The 24053-nt window shown below is 70.3% G+C and carries 20 protein-coding genes; 12 read left to right on the top strand and 8 right to left on the bottom strand.

Translation table 11 applies throughout. The features are described from left to right. Window positions 1–42 precede the first annotated feature (42 nt). From gap to pgi, 7 genes are all read left to right on the top strand, one after another. Window positions 43–1053 (top strand): type I glyceraldehyde-3-phosphate dehydrogenase, encoded by a 1011-nt coding sequence (gap, locus tag OG788_RS13220; RefSeq protein ID WP_266757460.1) that lies wholly within the window; start codon window positions 43–45, stop codon window positions 1051–1053. A 128-nt stretch (window positions 1054–1181) separates the two neighbouring features. Beyond that, window positions 1182–2393, top strand: coding sequence for a phosphoglycerate kinase (locus OG788_RS13215; RefSeq protein ID WP_406370908.1), 1212 nt, complete (start codon window positions 1182–1184; stop codon window positions 2391–2393). A gap of 5 nt (window positions 2394–2398) precedes the next feature. After that, window positions 2399–3175: a triose-phosphate isomerase gene (gene tpiA / locus OG788_RS13210; protein ID WP_356757173.1), complete on the top strand. Its 777-nt coding sequence runs from the start codon at window positions 2399–2401 to the stop codon at window positions 3173–3175. A gap of 98 nt (window positions 3176–3273) precedes the next feature. Next, the gene (secG, locus tag OG788_RS13205; RefSeq protein ID WP_261703385.1) at window positions 3274–3510 is read left to right on the top strand and encodes a preprotein translocase subunit SecG; all 237 of its coding nucleotides are present in this window, start codon (window positions 3274–3276) and stop codon (window positions 3508–3510) included. A 236-nt stretch (window positions 3511–3746) separates the two neighbouring features. Continuing rightward, the gene (locus OG788_RS13200) at window positions 3747–4082 is read left to right on the top strand and encodes an RNA polymerase-binding protein RbpA (protein WP_003957010.1); all 336 of its coding nucleotides are present in this window, start codon (window positions 3747–3749) and stop codon (window positions 4080–4082) included. A 109-nt stretch (window positions 4083–4191) separates the two neighbouring features. Next, window positions 4192–4470: a hypothetical protein gene (locus OG788_RS13195; RefSeq protein ID WP_406370906.1), complete on the top strand. Its 279-nt coding sequence runs from the start codon at window positions 4192–4194 to the stop codon at window positions 4468–4470. A gap of 367 nt (window positions 4471–4837) precedes the next feature. After that, window positions 4838–6490: a glucose-6-phosphate isomerase gene (gene pgi / locus OG788_RS13190; RefSeq protein WP_406370904.1), complete on the top strand. Its 1653-nt coding sequence runs from the start codon at window positions 4838–4840 to the stop codon at window positions 6488–6490. A 247-nt stretch (window positions 6491–6737) separates the two neighbouring features. On the opposite strand, the gene OG788_RS13185 is transcribed toward pgi, so the two are convergent. The 3 genes from OG788_RS13185 to OG788_RS13175 are packed head-to-tail and all read right to left on the bottom strand — an operon-like array spanning window position 6738 to window position 10355. Beyond that, window positions 6738–9029: an ABC transporter permease gene (locus OG788_RS13185; RefSeq protein ID WP_406370903.1), complete on the bottom strand. Its 2292-nt coding sequence runs from the start codon at window positions 9027–9029 to the stop codon at window positions 6738–6740. A gap of 1 nt (window position 9030) precedes the next feature. Continuing rightward, window positions 9031–9843, bottom strand: coding sequence for an ABC transporter ATP-binding protein (locus OG788_RS13180; protein ID WP_351546372.1), 813 nt, complete (start codon window positions 9841–9843; stop codon window positions 9031–9033). Then, a complete protein-coding gene (locus OG788_RS13175; protein WP_406370901.1) occupies window positions 9840–10355 on the bottom strand; it encodes a PadR family transcriptional regulator in 516 nt (171 codons plus the stop codon). Before OG788_RS13175 ends, OG788_RS13180 begins: the two co-directional genes overlap by 4 nt. Window positions 10356–10576: 221 nt before the next feature. Between OG788_RS13175 and OG788_RS13170 the strand changes: the two genes are divergently transcribed. The 5 genes from OG788_RS13170 (at window position 10577) to OG788_RS13150 (ending at window position 17322) form a co-directional block, all read left to right on the top strand. Continuing rightward, a complete protein-coding gene (locus OG788_RS13170) occupies window positions 10577–11851 on the top strand; it encodes an ABC transporter substrate-binding protein (protein ID WP_406370900.1) in 1275 nt (424 codons plus the stop codon). A 164-nt stretch (window positions 11852–12015) separates the two neighbouring features. Then, window positions 12016–13689: an alpha-amylase family glycosyl hydrolase gene (locus OG788_RS13165; RefSeq protein ID WP_351546363.1), complete on the top strand. Its 1674-nt coding sequence runs from the start codon at window positions 12016–12018 to the stop codon at window positions 13687–13689. A gap of 106 nt (window positions 13690–13795) precedes the next feature. Beyond that, window positions 13796–15121, top strand: coding sequence for an ABC transporter substrate-binding protein (locus OG788_RS13160; protein ID WP_406370898.1), 1326 nt, complete (start codon window positions 13796–13798; stop codon window positions 15119–15121). A 6-nt stretch (window positions 15122–15127) separates the two neighbouring features. Next, the gene (locus tag OG788_RS13155) at window positions 15128–16483 is read left to right on the top strand and encodes an ABC transporter permease subunit (protein WP_406370896.1); all 1356 of its coding nucleotides are present in this window, start codon (window positions 15128–15130) and stop codon (window positions 16481–16483) included. Further along, window positions 16483–17322 (top strand): carbohydrate ABC transporter permease, encoded by an 840-nt coding sequence (locus OG788_RS13150; RefSeq protein ID WP_406370895.1) that lies wholly within the window; start codon window positions 16483–16485, stop codon window positions 17320–17322. Before OG788_RS13155 ends, OG788_RS13150 begins: the two co-directional genes overlap by 1 nt. 116 nt (window positions 17323–17438) lie before the next feature. Here OG788_RS13150 and pgl read toward each other — a convergent pair whose 3' ends face one another. Genes pgl through tkt form a run of 5 tightly spaced genes read right to left on the bottom strand, consistent with a single transcriptional unit; the run spans window position 17439 to window position 24050 of the window. After that, window positions 17439–18221 (bottom strand): 6-phosphogluconolactonase, encoded by a 783-nt coding sequence (gene pgl / locus OG788_RS13145; RefSeq protein WP_406370894.1) that lies wholly within the window; start codon window positions 18219–18221, stop codon window positions 17439–17441. Next, window positions 18218–19285 carry a glucose-6-phosphate dehydrogenase assembly protein OpcA gene (gene opcA / locus OG788_RS13140; RefSeq protein WP_406370892.1) on the bottom strand — a complete coding sequence of 356 codons (1068 nt, stop codon included), beginning with the start codon at window positions 19283–19285 and terminating at the stop codon, window positions 18218–18220. The genes pgl and opcA overlap by 4 nt, the downstream gene beginning before the upstream one ends. After that, window positions 19282–20805, bottom strand: coding sequence for a glucose-6-phosphate dehydrogenase (zwf, locus tag OG788_RS13135; protein ID WP_351546345.1), 1524 nt, complete (start codon window positions 20803–20805; stop codon window positions 19282–19284). The genes opcA and zwf overlap by 4 nt, the downstream gene beginning before the upstream one ends. A gap of 4 nt (window positions 20806–20809) precedes the next feature. Next, window positions 20810–21928, bottom strand: a complete 1119-nt coding sequence (tal, locus tag OG788_RS13130) for a transaldolase (protein WP_356470355.1) — start codon at window positions 21926–21928, stop codon at window positions 20810–20812. Between the two features lie 34 nt (window positions 21929–21962). Beyond that, window positions 21963–24050 carry a transketolase gene (gene tkt / locus OG788_RS13125; protein ID WP_406370890.1) on the bottom strand — a complete coding sequence of 696 codons (2088 nt, stop codon included), beginning with the start codon at window positions 24048–24050 and terminating at the stop codon, window positions 21963–21965. Between the last annotated feature and the right edge of the window lie 3 nt (window positions 24051–24053).

Here is a 24053-nt window from a genome sequence, read left to right as displayed (position 1 = left end):
CGCCGACATCTGAGTCGGCGTACCTAACGAGGAGATCGGTTCGTGACGATCCGCGTAGGCATCAACGGCTTTGGCCGCATCGGTCGTAACTACTTCCGCGCGCTGCTGGAGCAGGGTGCTGACATCGAGATCGTGGCTGTCAACGACCTGGGTGACACCGCGACCACCGCCCACCTTCTGAAGTACGACACCATCCTGGGCCGCCTCAAGGCCGAGGTGTCGCACACCGCCGACACGATCACCGTCGACGGGCACACGATCAAGGTCCTGTCCGAGCGCAACCCCTCCGACATCCCGTGGGGCGAGCTGGGCGTCGACATCGTCATCGAGTCGACCGGCATCTTCACGAAGAAGGCCGACGCCGAGAAGCACATCGCCGGCGGCGCCAAGAAGGTCCTCATCTCGGCTCCGGCCAAGGACGAGGACATCACGATCGTGATGGGCGTCAACCAGGACAAGTACGACCCGGCGAACCACAACATCATCTCCAACGCGTCCTGCACCACCAACTGTGTGGCGCCGATGGCCAAGGTTCTCGACGAGAACTTCGGCATCGTCAAGGGCCTGATGACGACGGTTCACGCGTACACGAACGACCAGCGCATCCTGGACTTCCCGCACTCGGACCTGCGTCGCGCCCGCGCCGCCGCCGAGAACATCATCCCGACCACGACGGGTGCCGCCAAGGCCACCGCCCTGGTCCTCCCGCAGCTCAAGGGCAAGCTGGACGGCATCGCCATGCGCGTCCCGGTCCCGACCGGTTCGGCCACCGACCTGGTCGTGACGCTGCAGCGCGAGGTCACCAAGGACGAGGTCAACGCCGCGTTCAAGAAGGCCGCCGATGACGGCGACCTCAAGGGCTTCCTGGCGTACACCGAGGACCAGATCGTCTCCTCGGACATCGTCGGCGACCCGGCGTCCTGCACCTTCGACTCCTCCCTGACCATGGTCCAGGAGGGCAACACGGTGAAGATCCTCGGCTGGTACGACAACGAGTGGGGTTACTCCAACCGCCTCGTCGACCTCACGGTCTTCGTCGGCGGCCAGCTCTAACTCCCAGAGCAGGCACCTCGATGTGAGCCAGGGCTCGGGCAGCGCGACGCCGCGCTGTCCGGGCCCTGTGCTACGTAGTGATCGATCAGCCCTCTCGGATCTGAAGAGCCTTCCCTAGGAGTCCCTTTATGAAGACGATCGACGAGCTTCTCGCCGAAGGCGTGGACGGCAAGCGGGTCTTCGTCCGCGCCGACCTCAACGTCCCGCTGGCCGACGGCCTCATCACCGACGACGGCCGCATCCGCGCCGTCCTGCCCACCGTCAAGGCCCTGGCCGGGGCGGGCGCCAAGGTGATCGTCGCCTCGCACCTGGGCCGTCCCAAGGGCGCCCCGGACCCGGCCTTCTCCCTGCTCCAGCCCGCCGAGCGCCTCGGTGAACTGCTCGGTGCGCCGGTCGCGTTCGCGCAGGACACGGTCGGCCCCGCCGCCCACGACGCGGTGAACGGCCTGGAGCCCGGTCAGGTCGCGGTCATCGAGAACCTCCGCTTCAACGCCGGCGAGACGTCCAAGGACGACACCGAGCGCGGCGAGTTCGCCGACCAGCTCGCCGCCCTGGCCGATGTCTACGTGGGCGACGGCTTCGGCGCCGTGCACCGCAAGCACGCCTCGGTGTACGACCTCCCGGCCCGCCTGCCGCACTACGCCGGCTACCTCATCGCCACCGAGGTCGGCGTCCTGAAGAAGCTCACCGAGGACGTCCGGCGGCCCTACGCCGTCGCGCTCGGCGGCTCCAAGGTCTCCGACAAGCTCGCCGTCATCGACCAGCTGCTCGGCAAGGCCGACCGCATCCTGATCGGCGGCGGCATGGCCTTCACCTTCCTCAAGGCCAAGGGCTACGAGGTCGGCTCCTCGCTGCTGCAGGAGGACCAGATCCCGGCCGTCACCGAGTACATGGAGCGCGCCGAGAAGCTGGGCGTCGAGCTGGTGCTCCCGGTCGACGTCGTGGTCGCCCCCGGATTCCCGGACCTGAAGACCAAGGCGCCCACCGAGCACAGCGCCGTCGACGCGGACCAGATGCCCGAAGGGCAGCTGGGCCTGGACATCGGCCCGAAGACCGGTGCCCTGTACGCAGCCAAGCTCGCCGACGCCGAGACCGTGTTCTGGAACGGTCCCATGGGCGTCTTCGAGCACCCCGACTACGCCGAGGGCACCAAGGCGGTCGCCCAGGCCCTTCTCGACTCCGAGGCCTTCACGGTCGTCGGTGGTGGCGACTCCGCCGCCGCCGTGCGCACCCTGGGCTTCGACGAAACGGCATTCGGCCACATCTCGACCGGTGGTGGCGCCTCCCTCGAATACCTCGAGGGCAAGACGCTCCCCGGCCTCGCCGCACTGGAGGACTGACCTAGATGAGCACGCGCACGCCGCTGATGGCGGGCAACTGGAAGATGAACCTCAACCACCTCGAGGCCATCGCGCACGTCCAGAAACTCGCCTTCGCCCTGGCGGACAAGGATTACGAGGCCTGCGAGGTCGCCGTCCTGCCGCCCTTCACCGACCTGCGCTCCGTGCAGACCCTGGTCGACGGCGACAAGCTCAAGATCAAGTACGGTGCCCAGGACCTCTCGGCGCAGGACTCCGGTGCCTACACCGGTGAGATCTCCGGCTCGATGCTGGCCAAGCTGAAGTGCACGTTCGTGGCCGTCGGCCACTCCGAGCGCCGGCAGTACCACAACGAGACCGACGAGATCGTGAACGCCAAGGTCAAGGCCGCCTACAAGCACGGTCTGACCCCGATCCTGTGCGTCGGCGAGGAGCTGGACGTCCGCGAGGCGGGCAACCACGTCGCGCACACGCTCGCGCAGGTCGAGGGCGGTCTCAAGGACATTCCGGCCGAGCAGGCCGAGTCCGTCGTGATCGCGTACGAGCCCGTCTGGGCCATCGGCACCGGCAAGGTCTGCGGCTCCGACGACGCGCAGGAGGTCTGCGCCGCGATCCGCGCCAAGCTCGCCGAGCTGTACTCGCAGGAGCTGGCCGACCAGGTCCGCATCCAGTACGGCGGCTCGGTGAAGTCCGGGAACGTCGCCGAGATCATGGCGAAGCCCGACATCGACGGCGCTCTGGTCGGTGGTGCGTCGCTCGACGCCGACGAGTTCGTCAAGATCGTCCGGTTCCGCGACCAGTAAGTATGCGGTAGCGGCGATTCGTCGTACCCTTGCGGGGGTCTGGTGCCGTTGCACCGGACCCCCGTCGTCCATCCAGTTCCGAGGAAGTTGGTCCAGCCGTGGTTTTGGGGTTCTCGATCGCCCTGATCGTCTTCAGCCTGCTGCTGATGCTGCTGGTGCTGATGCACAAGGGAAAGGGCGGCGGCCTGTCCGACATGTTCGGTGGCGGCATGCAGTCGTCCGTCGGCGGCTCCTCGGTCGCCGAGCGCAACCTCGACCGCATCACCCTGATGATCGGTCTGCTCTGGTTCGCGTGCATTGTCGTGCTCGGCGTTTTGATGAAGATCAACAACTGATCACCGCCCTACATCGGTACGGCAGCACAACTGCACATTACGCAAGCACATTCCGCACGTAAGGCCCCATGTCCGGTACGCGCCCTCAGGCGCGGCCTATCATGGGGCTTGCGTCTAGGGGTGGGGATGTAACTCCAATCACTGGACGCGCGTTGGGCCTTACGTAGACTGAGGCGCTCGCAGCGAAGCGTCACGCCGACTCGCTTCGCGGCACCATCACGCAGGGAGTTACGACCGTGGCAAGTGGCAACGCGATCCGAGGAAGCCGGGTCGGGGCGGGGCCGATGGGCGAGGCCGAGCGCGGCGAGTCCGCGCCGCGGCTGCGCATCTCCTTCTGGTGCTCCAACGGGCACGAGACGCAGCCCAGCTTCGCCAGCGACGCGCAGGTCCCCGACACCTGGGACTGTCCGCGCTGCGGCTTCCCCGCCGGACAGGACCGGGACAACCCGCCGGACCCGCCGCGCACCGAGCCGTACAAGACGCACCTCGCGTACGTGCGGGAGCGGCGCAGCGACGCGGACGGCGAGGCGATCCTCGCCGAGGCGCTCGCCAAACTGCGGGGCGAAATCTAGGAGTTGAGAACCGGCCGGGCGCCCACAGGTGCCTGGCCGGAGCAGTTTCACGGCGCCCGGGCGCGGGCTCTGTTGCGCGCCGGGACGCGCGCCGACGATCGCCGACCCCGTGGATCGGCGGCGCACGATGCGGGCCGTCGACACCGTGCGCGGCACGCCGGCCGCCTGCCTCGCCCTGGCCGTCGGGCTCGGGCCCGCGTCGGTCGGCCTGCTGATCGCCCTCGCCTTCACCCTGATCACCCTCCGGACACCCTTCGACAGCGCGTCCACGGCTCTGCTCCCGGCGCCGGTGGACCGAGCGGCGCTCGGCGGCGCCGACGCGCGGCTGATGTCCGGCCGGCAACCGGCCGGCGGCCTGCTCGCGAGCCCGTGCTGCTGCTCGGCCTGATGAACAGGGTGCGGAACGTCAACCAGCTCACGCTGATGCAGCAGCGCAGCCCGGAATCCATGATCGGGCGCGTCAGCCCGGCGTCCCGCGCGGCCTCGGCCTCGGGCACCTGCTCGTGCCCTGCCGGGCGGTGCCGTCGCGGCGGTCCGCGGGCTGCCGCAGCGGCCCTGTTCGCGGCCTGTTCGCGGCCCTGTTCTTCGCCCTCGCCGTCATCGCGCTGATACCTGCGGTCAAGCGGGACGTATCTGTTGTTGAGCCGGAGGACGGCGCCACGACAGCTCACGTCCAGCCCTGATCAATTAGGTTGGGACCGGCAGCGGGGCAAGGTACGCAGCAGCACAGGCAGGAAAGAAGGCGGAAGTCCGAGATGAACGCAGAAAGCCGTACCCGGCTCAACCACACGCCCGAGTGGACCGCTCTGGCCGAGCACCGCGAGGAGCTCGCGGACACCCATCTGCGCGACCTGTTCGCGGCCGATCCCGGGCGCGGCTCCGGGTACTCGCTCCAGGTCGGCGATCTCCACGTCGACTACTCGAAGCACCTGGTCACCGACGAGACGCTGCGGCTGCTGCGCGAGCTGGCGGTGGCGACCGATGTGTTCGGGCTGCGGGACGCGATGTTCCGGGGCGAGAAGATCAATGTGACCGAGGACCGGGCGGTGCTGCACACGGCGTTGCGGGCGCCGCGGGACGCGGTGGTGGAGGTCGACGGGGAGAACGTCGTGCCGGGCGTGCACGCGGTGCTGGACAAGATGGCGGGTTTCGCCGGGCGGGTCCGTTCGGGTGAGTGGACCGGGCACACCGGCAGGCGCATCAAGAACGTGGTGAACATCGGTATCGGTGGTTCGGATCTGGGTCCGGCGATGGCGTACGAGGTGCTGCGTTCGTTCACCGACCGGGGTCTGACGCTGCGTTTCGTGTCGAACGTGGACGGCGCGGATCTGCATGAGGCGGTGCGGGACCTGGACCCGGCGGAGACGCTGTTCGTCATCGCGTCGAAGACGTTCACGACGATCGAGACGATCACGAACGCCACCTCGGCGCGCTCGTGGCTGCTGACCGGGCTGAAGGCCGGTCAGGAGGCGGTGGCGCGGCATTTCGTGGCGTTGTCGACGAATGCCGAGAAGGTCGCGGACTTCGGGATCGACACGGCCAACATGTTCGAGTTCTGGGACTGGGTCGGGGGCCGCTACTCCTACGACTCGGCGATCGGGCTCTCGCTGATGATCGCGATCGGTCCGGACCGGTTCCGGGAGATGCTCGACGGTTTCCACCTGGTCGACGAGCACTTCCGCACGGCTCCCGCCGAGGCCAACGTGCCGTTGCTGCTGGGTCTGCTGGGCATCTGGTACGGCAACTTCCACGACGCGCAGTCGCACGCCGTCCTGCCGTACTCGCACTACCTGTCGAAGTTCACCGCCTATCTCCAGCAGCTGGACATGGAGTCCAACGGCAAGTCCGTGGACCGTGACGGCAACCCGGTCGAGTGGCAGACCGGCCCGGTGGTGTGGGGCACGCCCGGCACCAACGGCCAGCACGCCTACTACCAGTTGATCCACCAGGGCACCAAGCTGATCCCCGCCGACTTCATCGGCTTCGCCAACCCCGTCGGCGAGCTCAGCGACGAACTCCAGGCGCAGCACGACCTGTTGATGGCGAACTTCTTCGCGCAGACCCAGGCGCTGGCCTTCGGCAAGACCCCGGACGAGGTGCGCGCCGAGGGTGTGCCCGTGGAACTGGTGCCGCACAAGACGTTCCAGGGCAACCACCCCACGACCACGATCCTGGCGAGGGAGCTGACCCCCTCGGTCCTCGGCCAGCTGATCGCGCTCTACGAGCACAAGGTGTTCGTCCAGGGCGCCGTCTGGAACATCGACTCCTTCGACCAGTGGGGCGTCGAGCTCGGCAAGGTGCTCGCCAAGCGCGTCGAACCCGCCCTGACCGAGGGCGCGGACGTGCCCGGGCTGGACGAGTCGACCAAGGCACTGGTCAGCAAGTACCGGGAGCTGCGCGGCCGTTAGGCACGCATGCGTGGAAGCGGGCGGCGGGAGTCCGTCCGCTTCCCGTGGACCCGCCGCCCGGCGGCTTCGTTCCGCCGTGGGGGACTCCTTCCGGGTCGTGGGACCCGTACGCCCCATCCCCGCGGCATCCCGTCGGGCCCGTTTCCGTCGGGCGGTCCGTACGTCCCCCACCTTCAGGGGGAACCCGCCCGCGCCCGGCACGCGGCAGAACCCGTACGGGGGCGGGTCGTACGGGACCTGACCGGGATCAGGCCGCCGCGCTGAGGGTGTCCGCCAGCCGGCGGCGGGCCGCTCGGGACGCCGGCAGGGCGGCGAGCGCTGCGGCGCCCAGCACGGCGGCGCCGCCGAACAGCAGCAGAAGCAGGGCGGACGGTCCTCGGGCGACGCCCGCGCCGATGCCGCTCGACCTGCCCTGGGCGTCGATCAGCCAGTGCGCGAGGGGCAGCCCCAGGGCCGTACCGACGAGGACCGCCGCGAAGGCCGTGCACCCTGTGGCCGTCACGGTGATCGCGGTGATCTGCCGCGGCGTCAGCCCGATCGCCTTCAGCGCCAGCAGATCCCGCTCGCCCTCGCGGACCGTGCCGCCGATCGCGGTGAGCAGCTCGATGAGCCCGATCAGGGCCAGCACGGCGATCAGTCCCACGACGACTCCGCGCAGCGGCGAGAGCCCGTCGGCAGGATTGGTCACGGCGTGCACGTCGAAGCGTCCGTGCGCGGCGGTGGCCAGTTCCGTGGCCACCCGGTGGGGGTCCGCGCCCGGGCGCAGCCGGAGCTGGTAGAGGGTCGGCCGGAGTTCCGGGTCGTTCTCTCGGAGAGTGTCGAGCGAGGTGGAGATGACCCGGCCGCCGTTCTCCGGCTCGATGCTCCGACCCACGATGTGCAGGATCTGCGGCTGAGGGCCCACGGTCACGCGTACCCAGTCGCCGACCCGCACGTCCAGCAGGTCGAGCAGGCCCTGGCCGGCCACCGCCTCGTCGGGGCCGCGCGCCGGGCGGCCCTCGGCCAGCGAGAACGGGTAGGGGTCCTGGCGTGTGCCGAGGCCGCGCAGCGCGATCGTGCCGGTCTGGCCGGGGACCAGGGCGGGCACCTGGATGCCCGGGTGGACGCCGGTGACCTGCGGGTTCCGGTCGAGCAGGGCCCGTACGCCGGAATCGCTCAGAGTCCCGTCCGGCCGGACGGTGAGCGCGGCCGCGAGACCGAGCTCCTCGGGCCTGTTGTGGAAGCGGTCGATGGTCGTCCAGGCACTCATGGCCACCACGATCAGCAGCAGGGGCAGTGCGAGGCGGGCGACCGTGGCCGACGAGCGCGGCCGACGGGTGAACGCCTTGTGCCAGCCCAGGACCAGTGCGGACGGCAGCCGCAGGCCCAGCGCCCCGTATGCCAGACGCGGCAGCCCGCCACCGAGCGGTGCCGCGGCGCGCAGCCCCGGCACCGGTGACACCCGTCCGGCCCGCCACGCGGCGAGCCCGGTGGTCGCGGCGATGAACAGCACCGCGCCCGCGGGCACCGAGAAGAGCGCCGCGGTGTGTCCCGGCAGTCCCTGCCACACGCCGACCGCGTCCCCGAGACGCCCCGGGACCCGGCTGCCCAGCGCCTGCGTGAGGGCACCCGCGAGCACGGCGCCCAGGAGCGCGAACGCCACGTGCTGCAGCAGGAAGATCCGTACCACCTGGCCCGGCGTGAAGCCGATCGCCTTCAGCACCGAGATGTCCCGCAGATGGCCACGGATACGGGTGCCGATCGCACCGTGCACGGCGAGCCCGGCGGCGACCAGCGCACCCAGGCCGAACAGGCCGAGAACCTGCCCGAGCAGCCGGTTGTCGCCCTGCGCCTCGGCCCGCGCCTGCTGCCAGGAGGAGACCTCGGTGACCGCACCGGCGCCGAGGAGGGTGACGGCCCGCTGGACCGCGTAGTCCGTGTCGCCGGGATCGGTCAGCCGCAGCCCGATCACCTGCCCGGCGCGTCCGGGGGTGCCCCGCACGGCCGACGGGAGCGCCCACACCAGACCGGACCGCTCGCCCGGGCTGTACCGGGGCTCGGCGCTGTCGGCCACGCCCAGCACGGTCAGCTCCCGGGCGGTGCCGGGCACGGTGAGGGTGTCGCCCGGTTCGGCCCACAGCGCCCGGGCGAGGCTGCTCTCCAGGACCACGCCGTCCGCCTCGGTGGGATCGAGCCAGCGTCCGGAGGCGAGCAGCGGGCGCCCCGTGGCGGGCTGCTCGGTGGCGCCGCGCAGTTCGACCACGGCACGGGTCCCCCGTGACTCGACGGCGGTCGCGGCCGTGGGGTAGGGGCCCGCGACGGAGTCCACGCCGTCCACGTCGGCGAGGCGGTCCGCGTCCGAGGACGGACCGGTGTGGATCCACACGTGCGCCCCGTGCGACTGGGTGAAGACCCGCTGCCAGGGGTTGGTCGCGTAGCCGAAGAGCGCGGTGGCCAGCAACAACGAGGCGACGATCCCGGCGGTGGCGAGCACGATGAACAGCGCCTCACCCCGGTGGGTGCGCAGATCGGCGTGCGCCCAGCGCAGCGTGGCACGCATCTCAGTCCTTCAGTTCCAGCACGCCGGATATCCCCACGCCCCGCGACGGCGTGCCGTCGAGTTCCGCGTCGTCGGCGATCCTGCCGTCGAAGAAACTGATCACGCGGTCCGCGGCGCTCGCGAGCCGCGCGTCGTGGGTGACCAGCACGATCGTCTGGCCGCGCTGGTGGAAACGGGACAGCAGCCGGGTCACCTCGCGGGTGCCCTTGCTGTCCAGGCTGCCTGCGGGCTCGTCGGCGAGCAGCAGGGGCGGATGGTTGACCAGCGCCCTCGCCAGTGCGACGCGCTGCTGCTCACCGCCGGACAGCTCGCCCGGCATGCTGCGCTCCTTGCCCTGAAGGCCCAGCTCGGCGAGCAGCTGTTCGCGCTCGGCGCGCGCCTGCTTGGGAGAGGCCCCGGCGAGCAGGGCGGGCAGCTCGACGTTGTCGGCGACCGACAGGTTCGACACCAGGTTGAAGAACTGGAACACGATGCCGATGCGGCGCCGGCGCTCGACCGCCCAGCGGGCCTCGCCGTATCCGTCCGTGCAGACACCGTCCAGCCAGATGCTGCCGGAATCCGGCCGCTGGAGCCCGCCGAGCAGATGCAGCAGGGTCGACTTCCCGGCGCCGGACGGGCCGGTGACGGCCACGAACTCGCCCCGCCGTACGGAGAGGTCGACGCCGCGCACGGCGTGTGCGGGAGCCCCTTCGCCGTAGTGGGTCTTGACCAGGTTCTCCGCGCGCAGCACAGCGGTCTCCCCGGCACGCGGCGAAGGGCTCTCGGGCTGCGTCGACGGGTTCTCGGCGCGCGGCGCGGGAGGGGTGCGGCTCATTCCTGCTCCTCCAACTCCTCCTGGCAGCGTTCCAGCCAGTCGAGATCGGCCTGCAGATGCAGCATGGCGCCCTCGATGAGCAGCTGGGAGATGCGGTTGTCCCGGTTCTCGGTCGTGGCGAGCTTCGACAGTTCGCGCATGGTGTTCAGATACCGGCGCCGCTGCTTGTTGATCAGGGCGACCTGGTCGGCGAGACCGGTCTGCGGCGCGAGCGCGAGCTTCATGAAGAACTCGTCCCGTACCCGCGGTTCGTCCGCCGCCTCCTCGTACCAGGCGCGCAGCGCCTCCCGCCCGGTGTCGGTGAGGTGGTAGATCTTCTTGTTGGGCCGGCTCGACTGCTCGACTTCCTCGCCCTCGATCAGTCCCGACTTCTCAAGGCGGCCGAGCGTCACATAGATCTGGCCGACGTTCGGCTGAGGGTACGCGGAGCCCAACAGTTGCTCAAGGCCCTGCTTGAGCTCGTAGCCATGGGCCGGTCCGCGCGCCAGCAGGGCCAGGAGGGGCAGCCGCACTCGTGCTCTCCTCCCCCTCTTCTCTCTCTTTTTCTCGGTTCGCCCTCGGGGCGTCCCGGCCGCTCACGGCATGCTCGTCATCTGTTGCGGGTCCATGTGCCGAACACCGATGAGCCGGAGGCCAATGTGCCGCAGGCCCTAGTATCGCCCATACCTAACAGGTATACATGGCCTCTGACTCCGGGCGAAGGTGCCCGGTGCCGGTGTACAGGGAGGAACCTATGCGGTGGATACGCGCCGCCGGTAGGGGCCTCCTGGTCGTCGCGGTGGTCCTGTCCGGTTACGTCGCCTCGGGTTCGCCCGCCGACAGCGCGCGCGGGGGCGGACGCGGTCCGCTGACGCTGGCCACCGCCGGTGACCTCACCAACTATCTCGGGCCGCTGCTCGACGACTGGAACCGCGCGCACCCCGGCGAGAAGGTCACCCTCGTCGAACTCCCCGACTCCGCGGACGAGACCCACGCGCAGATGACCACCGACCTGCGCGGCGGTGACCGGAGCCGCTTCGACGTCCTCAACATCGATGTCGCGTGGACCTCGGAGTTCGCCGCCGCGGGCTGGATCTCCCCGCTGCCCCGCGACCGCTTCCCGCTCGACGGCTTCCTGTCGCCGGTGGCCGACACGGCGAGGTACGACGGGAGGCTGTACGCCGTCCCGTACGTCACCAACGCCGGTCTGCTCCTCTACCGCAAGGACGTCCTGGCCAAGGAAGGCGTCGCGCCGCCACGCACCTGGGCCGAGCTGGAGAAACAGGCGAGGACCATCGCGCCGAAGTACGGACTCGACGGATACGCGGGCCAGTTCCTGCCCTACGAGGGCCTCACCGTGAACGCCGCCGAGGCGGTCTACTCGGCGGGCGGCACGATCCTCGGCGACGAGGGCGAGCGCGTCACCGTGGACTCCGCGGCGGCCCGCGAGGGCATCGGCTTCCTCGCCGACGGCGTTCGCGACGGCTGGATACCGAGGAAGGCGCTGACCTACAAGGAGCAGGAGTCCAAACAGGCCTTCCAGGACGGCCATCTCCTCTTCCTGCGCAACTGGCCCTACGCCTACGTCAGCGCCTCCGCCCCGGGGTCGGCCGTCGCGGGGAAGGTCGGCGCGGTTCCGCTGCCAGGCCCCGACGGACCGGGGACGAGCGTGCTCGGCGGTTCGAACCTCGCGGTCAACGCGAGGGCCGAGCACCCCGATTCCGCCGCGAGGCTGATCGCGTACCTCACGAGTGAGCGGGTGCAGCGGCAGGTCCTCACCAAGGGCGCGCTGCCGCCCGTACGGGCCGACCTCTACGAGGATCCGGAGCTGGTCCGGAAGTTCCCGTACCTGCCGACGCTGCGTGCCGGTGTGCGCGCCGCCGCGCCGCGCCCCAAGAGCCCTCGCTACGACCAGGTGAGCCTCGCCGTGCAGGCCGTGGTGCACGACGCGATGACCGGGGCCCAGACGCCCGAGGCCGCCGTGCGCCGGCTGGCGCGCGAACTGGCCGACATCTCGCGCCGGGGCTGAGCCCCTTCTTCGTCGCATCCAGCGACCCTTCCTAGTTACATGTTAGGTAACGCCGCCGTCTCATCTCGGACGGGGCGGGCCAAAAAATGCCCATTTAAAGGGGCAGCTTTCCCTGACCTCTCGCCTGCTCGTTGACATCTCCGCGACATGCCTACCTAACATGCATGCATAACCGAAGGCACGCACAGACAGGTCAACGGGTGACGCTCAACATGCACCGCTGGTGGCGCGACGCAGTGATCTACCAGGTGTACGTCCGGAGCTTTCTGGACAGCACCGGGGACGGCATCGGCGATCTCGCCGGCGTCCGGGCCGGACTGCCGTATCTGAAGAAGCTCGGGGTGGACGGCATCTGGCTGAGCCCCTTCTACCCCTCGCCGCAGCACGACCACGGTTACGACGTGGCCGACCACTGCGACGTGGACCCGCTCTTCGGCGACCTCGCCGAGTTCGACCTGCTGATGACGGACGCCCGGCGCCTCGGCGTCCGGGTGCTCCTGGACATCGTCCCCAACCACTGCTCCAGCGAGCACCCGTGGTTCCGCGAGGCGCTGGACTCGGCGCCCGGCGGCACCGCCCGCGCCCGCTTCCACTTCGCCGACGGCCGGGGGCCGGACGGCGCCGAACCGCCCAACAACTGGCACGCCATGTTCGGCGGCCCCGCCTGGAGCAGGGTCACCGAGCGGGACGGCACGCCCGGACAGTGGTACCTCCACATGTTCACGCCGGAGCAGCCCGACCTGAACTGGCGCAACCCCGAGGTCGGCGGCCACTTCGACCACGTACTGCGCTTCTGGCTCGACCGGGGCGTCGACGGCTTCCGCATCGACGTGGCCGCCGGGCTCTACAAGCACCCCGGCCTGCCGGACTCGCCCGACCCCGAGGCCGACGCCCGCACCCGCGACTCGGTCAACCCGCTCGCCTGGAACCAGCCGGAGGTGCACGACGTCTGGCGCCACTGGCGGTCCGTGTGCGAGGAGTACACCGCCGAGGACGGCCGGGAGCGGCTGCTCGTCGGCGAGGTCTCCGTGCCGACCGCCCGCGAACACGCCCGGTACGTCCGCCACGACGAGCTGCACCAGGCCTTCTTCTTCGACCTGCTGAGCGCGCCCTGGAACGCCGACGCCTTCCGCAAGGTCATCTCCGAGGCCATGCAGGACATCGCCGGCACCGGCTCGACGGTCACCTGGGTGCTCAACAACCACGACCAGGTCCGCACGGTCACCCGCTACGGCGAACTGGGCACCGAGGGCAGCGGTCTGGGTGCCGCCCGCGCCCGCGCCGCGGCGCTGCTGATGCTGGCACTGCCCGGAGCCGCGTACATCTACCAGGGCGAGGAGCTCGGACTGCCCGAGGTCGTCGACCTTCCCGACGACGTGCTCACCGATCCGATATTCCGCCGCACCGGAAGCCGCGCACGCATCCGCGACGGCTGCCGGGTGCCGCTGCCGTGGTCGGGGCACGCGTCGCCGTTCGGTTTCACCTCGGGTGCGGAGAGCGCCAAGCCGTGGCTGCCGCAGCCCGCCTACTTCGCCGAGTACGCCACCGACCGCGCCCTCGCCGACACCCGCTCCTTCTGGCACCTCTACCGCGACGGACTCCAACTGCGCTCCGGGCTACCCCAGTTGGGGGAGGGGGAGCTGCGCTGGCTGGACACCCAGCCCGGTGTCCTCGGCTTCGTCCGCGGCGACGGCCTGGTGTGTGCCGTCAACTTCGGCTCGGCACCCGCGCCCGCGCCGGTCTCCGGCACCCCGCTGCTCTCCAGCGGCCCCTGCGCCCCGGGCGTCCTGCCCGGCGCGACGGCCGCCTGGTGGATCAGCGACTCCACCAATCCCTGAGCCCTCCTGCCTGGTCCGGGCCCACGACCTTCCCGCCGAGCCCCGCTCTCCTTCCAGCACTCCTTGACGATCCGTCAATTCCCATTTCCCCGAAGGGACATCAACGATGATGCGACGACGTACGACCCTGCTCGCGAGCTGCACCGCCCTCGCCCTGGCACTCGGCGCGACCGCCTGCGGAGGCGGCCCCGTCTCCGCGGGCGGCGGCGACAAGTCGCTCGACGGCCAGACGATCACCGTGGCCGGTGTCTGGTCCGGCAGCGAGCAGAAGAACTTCCAGAAGGTGCTGGACGCCTTCACCGAGAAGACCGGCGCCAAGACGCGGTTCGTCTCCACCGGCGACAACGTCTCCACCGTGATCGGCAGCAAGATCGAGGGCGGCAAGGCCCCCGAGGTGGTGATGGTCCCGCAGGTCGGCGTGCTCCAGCAGTTCGCGAAGCAGGGCTGGCTCGAGCCGCTGTCCAAGAAGGCCGGGGCCGCGGTCGACGCCGACTACGCGAGCGTGTGGAAGAACTACGGCAGCGTCGACGGCACGCTGTACGGGCTCTACTTCAAGGCCGCTCACAAGTCCACCGTCTGGTACAGCCCCGAGGCTCTCGACCGGGCGGGCGTCGAGCCGCCGACGACCTACGACGCGATGCTGAAGGCCGGGCACACGGTCTCCGACTCGGGTCTCGCCGCCTTCTCCGTCGCCGGACAGGACGGCTGGACGCTCACCGACTGGTTCGAGAACATCTACCTCTCCCAGGCCGGGCCGGAGAAGTACGACGCCCTGGCCACCCACAGGATCAAGTGGACCGACCCGACGGTGGTCGAGGCCCTCACCACCCTCGGCAAGCTCTTCAAGGACAAGCAGCTGATGGCCGGGGGCCAGAAGGGGGCCCTGAACACCGACTTCCCGGGCTCCGTCGAGAAGGTATTCGGGCCCGAGCCCCAGGCCGGCATGGTCTACGAGGGCGACTTCGTCGCCGGGGTCGCCAAGGACCAGTTCGGCAGGAAGATCGGCGAGAACGCGAACTTCTTCCCCTTCCCCGCGGTAGCCGGCGGGAAGGCCCCCGTGGTCAGCGGCGGCGACGCGGCCGTCGTCCTCAAGGACGGCAAGAACCAGAAGGCCGCCATGCGGTTCCTGGAGTACCTGACGACCCCCGAGGCGTCCGCGGTCTGGGCCGGAGCGGGTGGCTTCCTGTCCCCGAACAAGAAGCTCGACCTCGCCGCCTACGGTGACGACGTCACCCGCGAGACCGCCAAGTCCCTCGTCGCGGCCGGGGATTCGGTCCGCTTCGACATGTCCGACCAGGCCCCGGCCGCGTTCGGCGGCACCAAGGGCGCCGGTGAGTGGAAGATCCTCCAGGACTTCCTGCGCAACCCGTCCGACCCGAAGGGGACCGCGGCCGAGCTGGAGAGCGCGGCGGCCAAGGCGTACAAGGGCTGATCGCGCATGACCGCCACGCTCCTGAAAGAGGCGAGCCCGCCGCCGGTCGCCCCGGCCGACCGCAGACGGCGGGCCCGGCGCCGCGGCCGGGTCGTCGCCCTCGCCTTCGTCCTGCCCGCCCTGCTCCTGCTCGGCGCGCTCGTCGTCTACCCCGTGCTGTTCTCCGTGGGCCGCAGCTTCTTCGACGCCTCCGGCACCCGGTTCGTGGGCGGTGACAACTACACCGAGATGTTCCGCGACCCCGCCACGATCAAGGCCGTCCGCAACACGGCGATCTGGGTGGTCGTCGCACCGACCCTGCTCACGGGCCTCGGCCTCGTCCTCGCCGTCCTCGTCGAGAAGGTGCGCTGGGCGACGGCGTTCAAGCTGCTGCTCTTCATGCCGATGGCGGTCTCCTTCCTCGCCGCGGGCATCATCTTCCGGCTCGCCTACGACGAGGACCCCGACAAGGGCGTGCTGAACGCCGCCGTCGTCTCCGTGCACGACGCCTTCACGGGAACCTCGACGTACCCGACCGCCCGCGCCCGCGACGGCCAGGGCCTCACCCGGGGCGCCGACGGCTCGTACGGCACGACCGCTCCCACGTCGCCGGGCCACACCGTCGCCCTCGGCCTGGTCGGCGTACTCCCCGAGGACCTGCCGCGGGGCGCGCGGCCCGCGTACGCCGCCGCCCGGCTCCCGGCCGCGTCCGACGAACTGCGCGGTGCCGTCTACCTGGACTTCACCCGCGGCGGGGGAGGGGAGCAGGGCAAGGCCGACCGGAAGGAGAGCGGACTGCCCGAGATGACGGTCGAGGCGGTACGGGACGGTCACGCGGTCGCGAGCACCAGCACCGCGGCCGACGGATCCTTCCGCTTCCAGGACCTCGGCCCGGGCCGGTACACCGTGCGGCTGCCCGCGTCGAACTTCGCCCCGCCGTACGAGGGGGTGTCCTGGCTGGGACCCGCGCTGGTCACGCCGGCCGTCATCGGCGCCTACCTGTGGATCTGGACCGGCTTCGCCATGGTGCTCATCGGCGCGGGTCTCGCCGCGCTGCCGCGTGACGCGCTGGAGGCGGCCCGGATGGACGGGGCGAACGAGTGGCAGATCTTCCGCCGGATCACGGTCCCGCTGCTCGCACCGGTCCTGACCGTCGTCTTCGTGACCCTCGTCATCAACGTGATGAAGGTCTTCGACCTCGTCTACATCATCGCCCCGGGCCCGGTGCAGGAGGACGCCACCGTACTCGCCACCCAGATGTGGCTGGTGTCCTTCGGCGGCGGCAACAACCAGGGTCTCGGCAGCGCGCTCGGCGTCCTGCTCCTGCTCCTGGTGATCCCCGCCATGGTCTTCAACGTCCGCCGTTTCCGAGGGAGTCATTGATGAACGCGCTCAGGCGAGGGCTCGGCAGCAGCCTGGTGCAGGCGTTTCTCGTCGTCGTGGGCCTGGTGTGGCTCACCCCGCTCGCGGGCCTGTTCCTGTCCTCGCTGCGGTCGGCCCAGGACACCGCGCGGGGCGGCTGGTGGACCGCGCTGAAGAGCCCCGGGCAACTGTCCTTCGACAACTACTCCGCCCTGCTGGGCAACGCGGGGATGACACAGGCGTTCTGGAACACCGTCCTGATCTCCGTCCCGGCGACCGTCCTCGTCGTCGTCATCGCCGCGCTCGCCGGATACGCCTTCGCCTGGCTGGACTTCCCGGGGCGCGACGCGATCTTCCTGCTGGTGGTCGCGCTGTTGGTGGTGCCGGTGCAGATCGGTCTGCTGCCGGTGGCCAAACTCTTCGGGCAGCTCGGGCTGTTCGGCACGATCCCCGGAGTCGTCCTCTTCCACGTCTCGTACGGCCTGCCGTTCGCGATCTTCCTGCTGCGCAACTACTTCGCGGAGATGCCGAAGGAGATGCTGGAGGCGGCGCGCATGGACGGGGGGACCGAGTGGCGCATCTTCACCCGGCTGGTCCTTCCGGTGGGACGGCCGGCCATCGCCAGCCTCGCCATCTTCCAGTTCCTCTGGGTCTGGAACGACATGCTGGTCGCCCTGCTCTTCGCCGACAGCTCCGCACAGCCGCTCACGGTCGAACTCCAGTCACAGATCCGGCAGTTCGGAAGCAACATCGACGTGCTGGCCCCGGGGGCGTTCCTGTCCCTCGTGGTCCCGGTGGCGGTCTTCTTCGCCTTCCAGCGGCACTTCGTCCAGGGGGTGATGGCGGGATCGGTGAAGTGACGGCGGACCCGCCGGTTCGCCCCTGTCCGTTCCCGGAGCTCCGCTCCGGGCCCCGCACGTCGAACGCCGGAGAAGCCGAGGATCGGCTTCTCCGGCGTTCGACGGAGCGACTCCGCTCAGGCGGAAGCCGGCGGATAGAGCGAGCGCGGCAGCTGGGACGCCGCTGCCGCGTCCAGGAGCCACAGGGTGCGGGACCGGCCGCGGGCACCGGCGGCCGGGGCCTGGATCTCGCCCGCGCCGGACAGGGCGATGGCGGCCGCCTGCGCCTTGTCCTCGCCGGCCGCGAGCAGCCACACCTCGCGGGCGGAGCGAATCGCGGGCAGGGTCAGCGAGATCCGGGTCGGCGGCGGCTTGGGCGCTCCGTGTACGCCGACCACCGTCCGCTCCGTCTCCCGCACCGCGGGCAGCTCCGGGAAGAGCGAGGCCACGTGGGTGTCCGGGCCGACGCCCAGCATCAGGACGTCGAAGGCGGGAACCGGACCGTGGTTCTCCGGCCCGGCGGCCTTGGCGAGCTCCGCCGCGTAGGCCTCCGCCGCCGCGTCCACATCGGTGCCGTACGGACCGTCGGACGCCGGCATCGGGTGCACCCGCGCCGGATCGAGCGGCACCGCGTCGAGCAGGGCCGCGCGGGCCTGTGTGTCGTTGCGGTCGGCGTCGCCCTCGGGGAGGTAGCGCTCGTCGCCCCACCACAGGTCGAGGTGCGCCCAGTCGACGGCGTCCCGGGCGGGCGCGGACGCGAGTGCCGCGAGGAGCCCGTTGCCGTTGCGTCCGCCGGTGAGCACGATCGAGGCGTAGCCGCGCGAGGCCTGCGCGTCCACGATCTTCGTGATCAGCCGCGCCGCCGCGGCCTGGGCCATCAGTTCCTTGTCGCGGTGGACGACGAGCTGCGGAGTGTTCACTCGGCGGCCGCCCTGTCCGCCGCGGCCTTCTTGGCGAGCGCCTTCTCGGCCACCCCCGCGGGCGACTCCTTGACGACCGGGGCCGCCTTCGTGGTGGTCGCGGTACCGCCCGAGGACCCGGCCTCGGCGGTGTCCGCCGCGGCGTTCAGCCGGTCCACGCCGTAGCGCAGCGCCGAGGCGTAGGTGTCGTCCGGGTCGAGGCGGCGCAGCTCCTCCGCCATCAGCTCGGCCGTGTCGCGGCGCTTGAGCGCCACCGCGCGGTCGGGCTGGCCCTGGATGGACAGCGTCGCGAGCGTGCCGTCGGCGCGGTCCAGGACGATCGGGCCGCAGCTCGTGTCCAGCCGGACCGCGGTGAGGCCGGGGCCCGAGGACAGCGAGCGCTTGACGGGGACGTCCAGTCGGTCCGCGAGCCACATCGCGAGCAGCTCGCAGCTCGGGTTGAACTCCTCGCCCTCCACCTCGACCGCGTCCACGTCGCAGGTGACCTGGTCCAGCGCCGCGGCCAGCATCGAACGCCAGGGCGTGATGCGGGTCCACGACAGGTCCGTGTCGCCGGGGGTGTAGGCGTCGGCGCGGGCGTTGAGCTCCCGTACCGGGGCCTCGGCGGCGTAGGTGTCGGTCACGCGGCGCTGGCCGAGCGAGCCGAGCGGGTCCTTCGCCGGGTCGAGCGGCGCGTTCACCGGCCACCAGACGACGACGGGCGCGTCCGGCAGCAGCAACGGCAGGACGACCGACTGGGCGTGGTTGATCACCTCGCCGTACAGGCGCAGCACCACCGTCTCGCCGGTGCCGGCCTCCGCCCCGAGCCGCACCTCGGCGTCCAGACGCGACTTCGTACGGTCGCGCGGCGAGCGGGAGACGCGCTTGATGACCACGAGGGTGCGCGAGGGGTGCTCGCGCGAGGCCTCGTTGGCGGCCTTCAGGGCGTCGTAGGCGTTCTCCTCGTCCGTGACGATGACGAGGGTGAGCACCATGCCGACGGCGGGGGTGCCGATGGCGCGGCGGCCCTGCACAAGCGCCTTGTTGATCTTGCTGGCCGTGGTGTCCGTGAGATCGGTCTTCATGGGCGACGCCAGCTCCGTCCGTCTCGCTCGAGCATTTCGTCGGCCTCGACGGGACCCCAGGTGCCCGAGGCGTACTGCGCGGGCTTGCCGTGCTTGTCCCAGTAGCGCTCGATCGGGTCGAGGATCTTCCAGGACAGCTCGACCTCCTCGGTGCGCGGGAAGAGGTTCGAGTCACCGAGCAGCACGTCGAGGATCAGACGCTCGTACGCCTCCGGGCTCGACTCGGTGAAGGACTCGCCGTAGGCGAAGTCCATCGAGACGTCCCGGATCTCCATGGAGGTGCCGGGCACCTTGGAGCCGAAGCGGACCGTGACGCCCTCGTCGGGCTGGACGCGGAAGACGATCGCGTTCTGGCCCAGCTCCTCCGTCGCCGTGTGGTCGAAGGGGGAGTGCGGGGCGCGCTGGAAGACGACCGCGATCTCGGTGACGCGGCGGCCCAGTCGCTTGCCGGTGCGCAGATAGAACGGCACTCCCGCCCAGCGGCGGTTGTCCACCTCCACCTTGATCGCGGCGAAGGTGTCGGTCTTCGACTTGGGGTCGATGCCGTCTTCCTGGAGATAGCCGACGACCTTCTCGCCGCCCTGCCACCCCGCCGCGTACTGGCCGCGGACCGTGCTCTTGCCCAGGTCCTTCGGCAGCCTGGTCGCGCCGAGCACCTTGGTCTTCTCCGCGGCGAGCGCGTCCGCGTCGAAGGAGGAGGGCTCCTCCATGGCCGTCAGAGCCATCAGCTGGAGCAGGTGGTTCTGGATGACGTCACGGGCGGCGCCGATGCCGTCGTAGTAGCCGGCCCGGCCGCCGATGCCGATGTCCTCGGCCATGGTGATCTGCACGTGGTCGACGAAGGACCGGTTCCAGATCGGCTCGAACATCGTGTTGGCGAAGCGCAGGGCCAGGATGTTCTGGACCGTCTCCTTGCCCAGGTAGTGGTCGATGCGGAAGACCTGGTCCGGGGCGAAGACCTCGTGGACGATCGCGTTGAGGTCCTCGGCCGACTCGAGGTCGTGGCCGAAGGGCTTCTCGATGACCGCGCGGCGCCAGGAGCCGTTCGACTGGTCGGCCAGCTTGTGCTTCTTCAGCTGCTGGATGACCACCGGGAACGCGGACGGCGGCACGGACAGGTAGAAGGCGAAGTTGCCGCCCGTGCCCTGTGCCTTGTCCAGCTCGTCGATGGTGGAGCGCAGCCGGTCGAAGGCGTCGTCGTCGTCGAAGGTGCCCTGGACGAACCGCATGCCCTGGACGAGCTGCTGCCAGACCTCCTCGCGGAAGGGCGTACGGGCATGCTCCTTGACCGCGTCGTGGACCTCCTGGGCGAAGTCCTCGTGGGCCCACTCGCGACGGGCGAAGCCGACGAGCGAGAAGCCCGGCGGCAGCAACCCCCGGTTGGCGAGGTCGTACACGGCGGGCATCAGCTTTTTGCGTGACAAATCGCCCGTGACGCCGAAGATGACCAGGCCCGACGGCCCCGCGATACGCGGGAGCCGTCGGTCTGCGGGGTCACGCAGCGGGTTGCTGCTCGACAAGGTTTCAGCCCTCCGAAGGGGCGAGGCGCTGGAGCTCCGCCTCGGTCGACTTGAGCAGGTCGTTCCAGGAGGACTCGAACTTGTCGACGCCCTCGTCCTCGAGGAGCTGGACCACGTCGTCGTAGGCGATCCCGAGCTTCTCGACGGCGTCGAGCTCGGCGCGGGACTGCTCGTACGTGCCGGCGATGGTGTTGCCGGTGATCTGCCCGTGGTCCTCGGTGGCCTCGAGAGTGGCCTCCGGCATGGTGTTCACGGTGTTCGGCGCGACCAGCTCGTCGACGTACAGGGTGTCCTTGTACGCCGGGTCCTTGACGCCGGTCGAGGCCCACAGCGGACGCTGCTTGTTGGCCTGCGCCCGGTCGAGGACGGCCCAGCGGTCGGAGGAGAAGACCTCCTCGTACGCCTCGTAGGCGAGCCGGGCGTTGGCGACGCCCGCCTTGCCGCGGGCGGCCTTGGCCTCGGGGGTGCCGAGCGCGTCGAGCCGCTTGTCGATCTCGGTGTCCACGCGGGACACGAAGAAGGACGCCACCGAGTGGATCTTCGAGAGGTCCAGGCCGCGCTCCTTGGCCTTCTCCAGGCCGGCGAGGAAGGCGTCCATGACCTCGCGGTAGCGCGCGAGCGAGAAGATCAGCGTGACGTTGACGCTGATGCCGAGGCCGATGACCTCGGTGATCGCCGGCAGACCCGCCTTGGTGGCCGGGATCTTGATCAGGGTGTTCGGGCGGTCCACCAGCCACGCCAGCTGCTTGGCCTCGGCGATGGTCGCCGTGGTGTTGTGCGCCAGGCGCGGGTCGACCTCGATCGAGACCCGGCCGTCCTGGCCGCCGGTCGCGTCGAAGACGGGGCGCAGGATGTCGGCGGCGTCGCGGACGTCCGCCGTGGTGATCATGCGGATGGCCTCTTCGACCGTGACCTTGCGGGCGGCGAGTTCGGAGACCTGCTGCTCGTAGCCGTCTCCGCTGCTGATCGCCTTCTGGAAGATCGACGGATTGGTGGTGACGCCCACGACGTGCTGCTGGTCGATCAGTTCCGCGAGGTTGCCGGACGTGATCCGCTTGCGCGACAGGTCGTCCAGCCAGATCGCGACGCCTTCCTCGGAGAGGCGCTTGAGTGCGTCTGTCATGGAAATTCCATCTCCTACGTGTCGTATGTCAGCGTCAGCTCTGGGCTGCGGCGATCGATTCCCGGGCGGCGTCGGCGACGTTCTCGGCAGTGAAACCGAATTCGGCGAACAGCGTCTTGGCGTCCGCGGAAGCGCCGAAGTGCTCCAGCGAAACAATGCGTCCGGAGTCCCCGACGAAGCGGTGCCAAGTGAGACCGATTCCCGCCTCGACCGAGACGCGGGCCTTCACCGACGGCGGCAGGACGCTGTCCCGGTACCCCTGGTCCTGCTCGTCGAACCACTCCACGCACGGCATGGACACGACCCGCGTGGGGATGCCCGCGGCCTGGAGCTGCTCGCGCGCCTCGACGGCCACGTGCACCTCGGAGCCGGTGCCGATGAGGATGACCTCGGGCGAGCCGCCCTCGGCCTCGAACAGCACGTAACCGCCCTTGGCGGCGTCCTCGTTCGACTCGTACGTGGGCACGCCCTGGCGGGTCAGCGCGAGACCGTGCGGGGCACCCTTGCCGAACACCTTGGTGTAGCGCTTGAGGATCTCGCGCCAGGCGATCGCCGTCTCGTTGGCGTCCGCGGGACGGACGACGTTGAGGCCGGGGATGGCGCGCAGCGAGGCGAGGTGCTCGACCGGCTGGTGGGTGGGACCGTCCTCGCCGAGGCCGACCGAGTCGTGCGTCCAGACGTAGGTCACCGGCAGGTGCATCAGGGCCGACAGGCGGACCGAGTTGCGCATGTAGTCGGAGAACACCAGGAAGGTGCCGCCGTAGACGCGGGTGTTGCCGTGCAGCGTGATGCCGTTCATCTCCGCGGCCATGGAGTGCTCGCGGATGCCGAAGTGGATCGTGCGGCCGTACGGGTCCGCCTCCGGCAGCGGGTTGTCCGCCGGGAGGAAGGAGCTGTTCTTGTCGATCGTGGTGTTGTTCGAGCCGGCCAGGTCGGCGGAGCCGCCCCACAGCTCGGGGATGACCGCGCCGAGGGCCTGCAGCACCTTGCCGGACGCGGCACGGGTGGCGACACCCTTGCCCGCCTCGAAGACCGGGAGCTTCTCCTCCCAGCCGGCCGGCAGCTCGGTCGCGGCGATGCGGTCGTACTCGGCGGCGCGCTCAGGGTTGGCGGTGCGCCAGGCGGCGTACCCCTTCTCCCACTCGGCCTTGGCCTGGGCACCCCGGTCCAGGGCCTGGCGGGTGTGGGCCAGCACCTCGGCGGCGACATCGAAGGACTTGTCCGGGTCGAAGCCGAGGACGCGCTTGGTGGCCGCGACCTCGTCGTCGCCGAGCGCCGAGCCGTGCGCGGCCTCGGTGTTCTGCGCGTTCGGGGCGGGCCAGGCGATGATCGAGCGCATCGCGATGAACGACGGCTTGTCCGTCACCTTCTTCGCGGCCTCGATGGCGTTGTAGATGGCGTGCGGGTCGAGGTCGCCGTCCGGCTTCGGGGCGACGCGCTGCACGTGCCAGCCGTAGGCCTCGTAGCGCTTGGCCGTGTCCTCGGAGACCGCGGTCTCGGTGTCGCCCTCGATCGAGATGTGGTTGTCGTCCCACAGCAGGACCAGGTTGCCGAGCTTCTGGTGCCCGGCCATGGAGGAGGCCTCCGCGGAGATGCCCTCCTGGAGACAGCCGTCACCGGCGATCGCGTAGATGAAGTGGTCGAACGGGGACTCGCCCTGCGGCGCGTCCGGGTCGAACAGGCCACGCTCGTAGCGGGCGGCCATCGCCATGCCCACCGCGTTCGCGACACCCTGGCCGAGCGGACCGGTCGTGGTCTCCACGCCGGGGGTGTGACCGTACTCGGGGTGCCCGGGGGTCCTGCTGCCCCAGGTCCGGAAGGACTCCAGGTCCGCCAGCTCCAGGCCGAACCCGGCGAGGTAGAGCTGGGTGTAGAGGGTCAGGGACGAGTGGCCGGCGGACAGCACGAAGCGGTCGCGTCCAACCCAGTCGGTGTCCGCCGGGTCGTGCCGCATCACCTTCTGGAAGAGGGTGTAGGCGGCGGGCGCCAGGCTCATGGCCGTACCGGGATGGCCGTTGCCGACCTTCTGTACGGCATCGGCGGCCAGGACGCGGGCGGTGTCGACGGCCCGCTGGTCCAACTCGGTCCACTCGAGGTCTGTTGTGGTCGGCTTGGTGCTCACCCT

This window comes from Streptomyces sp. NBC_00647 (assembly GCF_045207245.1).
GTDB lineage: Bacteria > Actinomycetota > Actinomycetes > Streptomycetales > Streptomycetaceae > Streptomyces.
This window is presented reverse-complemented; position numbering and strand designations above follow the sequence as displayed.

Excerpts from the sequence above, each read along its gene's own strand:
- OG788_RS13170 (WP_406370900.1), top strand. The coding sequence starts at position 10,577 with ATGCGGTGGATACGCGCCGCCGGTAGGGGCCTCCTGGTCGTCGCGGTG.
- tpiA (WP_356757173.1), top strand. The coding sequence starts at position 2,399 with ATGAGCACGCGCACGCCGCTGATGGCGGGCAACTGGAAGATGAACCTC.
- OG788_RS13150 (WP_406370895.1), top strand. The coding sequence starts at position 16,483 with ATGAACGCGCTCAGGCGAGGGCTCGGCAGCAGCCTGGTGCAGGCGTTT.
- OG788_RS13155 (WP_406370896.1), top strand. The coding sequence starts at position 15,128 with ATGACCGCCACGCTCCTGAAAGAGGCGAGCCCGCCGCCGGTCGCCCCG.
- OG788_RS13165 (WP_351546363.1), top strand. The coding sequence starts at position 12,016 with ATGCATAACCGAAGGCACGCACAGACAGGTCAACGGGTGACGCTCAAC.
- OG788_RS13185 (WP_406370903.1), bottom strand. The coding sequence starts at position 9,029 with ATGCGTGCCACGCTGCGCTGGGCGCACGCCGATCTGCGCACCCACCGG.
- OG788_RS13160 (WP_406370898.1), top strand. The coding sequence starts at position 13,796 with ATGATGCGACGACGTACGACCCTGCTCGCGAGCTGCACCGCCCTCGCC.
- tal (WP_356470355.1), bottom strand. The coding sequence starts at position 21,928 with ATGACAGACGCACTCAAGCGCCTCTCCGAGGAAGGCGTCGCGATCTGG.
- pgi (WP_406370904.1), top strand. The coding sequence starts at position 4,838 with ATGAACGCAGAAAGCCGTACCCGGCTCAACCACACGCCCGAGTGGACC.
- opcA (WP_406370892.1), bottom strand. The coding sequence starts at position 19,285 with ATGAAGACCGATCTCACGGACACCACGGCCAGCAAGATCAACAAGGCG.
- OG788_RS13215 (WP_406370908.1), top strand. The coding sequence starts at position 1,182 with ATGAAGACGATCGACGAGCTTCTCGCCGAAGGCGTGGACGGCAAGCGG.
- OG788_RS13180 (WP_351546372.1), bottom strand. The coding sequence starts at position 9,843 with ATGAGCCGCACCCCTCCCGCGCCGCGCGCCGAGAACCCGTCGACGCAG.